The sequence below is a fragment of the Neisseria sp. P0021.S005 genome (assembly GCF_051956955.1).
In genome coordinates this window covers 1-3,186 of record NZ_JBQCWY010000346.1, presented here as the reverse complement: position 1 = coordinate 3,186, position 3,186 = coordinate 1, and the positions used below count along the sequence as shown (strand labels likewise).

Below are 3,186 nucleotides of genomic sequence, written 5' to 3'. Positions count from 1 at the left end.
CCAACAAAGGGTTTGGCTGGGGAGGAAGGATTCGAACCTTCGCATGCTGGAATCAAAATCCAGTGTCTTAACCGCTTGACGACTCCCCAACTTACTAAATCATATGAAACAGCGGATGAATATCTAATCCTTCCACACAATACGCTTCATATGATTGAGAAACCTGTTGGTAAATTGTATTTGCTTCTTGATGAGATTCACTTGCTATGAATAAACAAGCTCCAGAACCAGTCATTAATGTATAACCATATTGGGATAACTCAACATAAGCCTTCCAAACTTCAGGATATTCCTGAAACACAACCGCCTGCATATCATTTTGAAACGGCTGTAATGATTGGAAAGTCGGCATTATGCTGGGTTTGGAATCCCGTGTCAAGCCTTCATGTGCAAAAATTTTAGCTGTTGCCACATGAACAGGGGGCTTAACGATAACATACCATTGTTTAGGGACATCTATTTCAGCCAGCTTCTCGCCTACGCCTTTGGCAAAAGCACTTCTTCCAAAAATAAAAAAAGGAACATCCGCGCCAAGACTTAGGCCTAAATCAATCAGTTGCTGCCTGCTCAAATCACATTGCCACCATTGGTTTAAAACCATTAAGACTGTGGCTGCATCAGAGCTGCCACCGCCCAATCCGCCTCCGGTCGGAATCACCTTATCCAACCAGATTTCAACGCCGTGCGGCACGTTGGCATAGGGCAGTAATAATTTAGCCGCCCGATAAGTCAAGTCTTGCTCAGGCTTAAGCCCTTCGACCGGCGTATGCAGAATAATCTGCCCATCAGTACGCATTTTCAGATGAACGGTATCGTATAAGCCGATCAAACAGAAAATACTTTCCAAATTATGATAACCATCGCTCCTACGGCCGGTAATCCTCAAATCCAAATTTAATTTGGCCGGCGCAGGAAAGGCTTGGATTTCCTCTGAAACAGACATGGCATCCTCTATTTGCGTGCTGCGCATCGGGTTTGTCCATTCTTATTCAAAGAGTGGTTTACCGTGTCAAACACCAAGCGGATATTAAACTTGGCATTCTCAAGTTGAAGCGTTTTAGGCTGTCCTGAACTATTTAAAGTACGCGATATTGTCCAGTCAAACTGCTCCAGACGGCCATCAGGCAGGATTTTGTATGGCGCATTGGCAACGCGTTTACCATCAGCCCAAATATGCAGATATTGAACCGGCAAAGCAAAGCCTAAAAGCTGTCTGCTCAATTCCTCAGCCGTCTCCGCCTGATAAACCTTACCCTTACTGTCTACTGCCAATACGCCTTCACTGTCTTGACACAGCTGACCTACGGTATTGCCCAACGGTGTATTCACATCAATGGTTTGAACCGCGTTTTGATAAGTCCAATCGAAATTAGCATAAGAGCCTTTGCCTTCCATTTTGACAGCCAAGCGACCGTCTGCGCTAAAATCCTGTACCTGCTCGGCCGCTTGCCAACTGTTTTGCTGAGGTAAGTTTGGCTGCGCACAGGCAGCTAAAAGCAATAAGGCTGCAACCGATGATAATTGTTTTAAATTCATGGACATTCCTTCATAGGCCGTCTGAAATCAAACACTTTTCAGACGGCCTTTTGATTTTATTTGTGTTTTTGAGTATGCGGTTTACTGGACGTTATACCGAATTTAGACATTGTCTCTTTTAATACTCGGAGATTGCTTCCGCGTTTCAAACCGTCATTCCAGATTTCTTTGGCCTTGTCTTGGTCGCCAAGCGTCCATAGGACTTCACCCAAATGTGCGGCGACTTCGGCTTCAGGTTCTTTTTCATAGGCATATTGGATATACGGCCAAGCCATTTGGGCATCGCCTTTAAGATAATATGCCCAGCCTACACTGTCATTAATGGCTGCGCTTTCTGGCTCCATTTGATAGGCCGTCTGAACCATTTTAAACGCTTCTTCCAAATCCTTGCCGCTGGACAACAAGGTATAGCCCAAAGCATTCCAACCGTGCGGATTGTCCGGATACAACTCAACAACTCGGCGCAAATCGGCAATCGCCTTTCCTGGCTGATTCAGCTTCTCATACACCATCGAACGCTGATACAGCACATTGGCAAGCAACTCTGGAGAAGCTTGGGTTTTCAAGGATTTTTCGGTGGAATTTACCAAGCTGTTCAAAGCGTTCAATGATTCTTGCAGATTGGTATTTTTAGACAATACGAACAAAGCCGTATTCAGCAAATCACTGGCTTCAAAATAACGTCCTCTTCGCTCGGGCATTTTTTGTGCGCGTTGTACCAATGCCCAAGCCTCTTTATGGTTGCCCTGTTTGGCTTCGATGGAAGCAGCCAAAATGGTTTTATCAAACGCATAAGCCGTAGCCGTGACCTTGGCCAGCCATTGTTTGGCTTTGGCAAAATCCTCGGCATCATTGTAAGACACCGCGCCAATCAATGCCGCACGGCTGCGCTGCTCTTCCGTACCGGCTTTATAAGCCTTTTCCAGATAACTGTTTACCGCAGAAATATTTTCCGTCTTGCTGGCTGACAATAAGGCGGCCTGAATATACAAATCAGGGTTTGGATTTTCCTCTAATAAAGTCTGCAAACGCTTGAATGCCTTATCATTTTGGCCATGGGCGATCAAATTGGCGATATCCAATTCCTGCCAAATCGGAGATAAGGTTTTGGTGTCTGTATCTTTGAAGAAGCCGTCCAAAATATCAGGATGCCGTTGCGCCATCAGCCGCAGGGTAACAAAAGTCGGCGGCAGAATTTCGTTGTCCAACTTGGCCAATCGCTGCAATGCCGCAATGGCATGTTTCTTTTGACCGTCTTTTGCACTAAAAATTGCATCCGCAATCGCTGCTTCAGGGAAGTCTTTATAATTCAAGGCCGTTTTATGCACTTGTTTGACCGCATCGCTGGTCAGATTCGGCTGTTGGGCTGCGGTTTGTGCCAAAAGCAGGAACACGCGCTTTTGCTCGTCTTCACTACCGCCGGCAATCACCTTGTCCAATCCGCTCAAATTCTTATCGGCTTTACCCAGCAGCAAATTGCGCAACCAAGTCATGCGCTTTTGTGTTTCACCAGGCTCCGGCTCGATTTCACGCCATTTTTGGTAAATGGCTTCAGCCTGTTCAAATGCGTTTAAAGAAACCGCCATCTCCAAAGCGCGCTCGGCTACTTCGGGAGATTTGGTGCGATGCAACGTCAAAATATACGTAAAC

At 45.9% G+C, this 3,186-nt stretch carries 3 protein-coding genes and 1 tRNA gene; all 4 read right to left on the bottom strand.

All coding sequences use genetic code 11. The features are described 5' to 3' along the window. Nucleotides 1-13: 13 nt before the first annotated feature. A tRNA-Gln gene (locus ACTHUE_RS13950) sits at nt 14-89 on the bottom strand. 5 nt (nt 90-94) lie between these two features. Next, entirely contained in the window at nt 95-943 is an 849-nt protein-coding gene (ispE, locus tag ACTHUE_RS13945) for a 4-(cytidine 5'-diphospho)-2-C-methyl-D-erythritol kinase (protein WP_070461946.1), read from the bottom strand. Nucleotides 944-951: 8 nt separating this feature from the next. Further along, on the bottom strand, nt 952-1,536 hold the full coding sequence (gene lolB / locus ACTHUE_RS13940; protein WP_440423767.1) for a lipoprotein insertase outer membrane protein LolB: 585 nt from the start codon (nt 1,534-1,536) through the stop codon (nt 952-954). Nucleotides 1,537-1,592: 56 nt separating this feature from the next. After that, nucleotides 1,593-3,186: tetratricopeptide repeat protein (locus ACTHUE_RS13935; protein WP_440423765.1), on the bottom strand; the 1,594-nt coding region annotated here is incomplete at its 5' end.

Bases quoted from the DNA above. Each gene is read 5' to 3' on its own strand.
- ispE (WP_070461946.1), bottom strand. From the start codon at position 943: ATGTCTGTTTCAGAGGAAATCCAAGCCTTTCCTGCGCCGGCCAAATTA.
- lolB (WP_440423767.1), bottom strand. From the start codon at position 1,536: ATGAATTTAAAACAATTATCATCGGTTGCAGCCTTATTGCTTTTAGCT.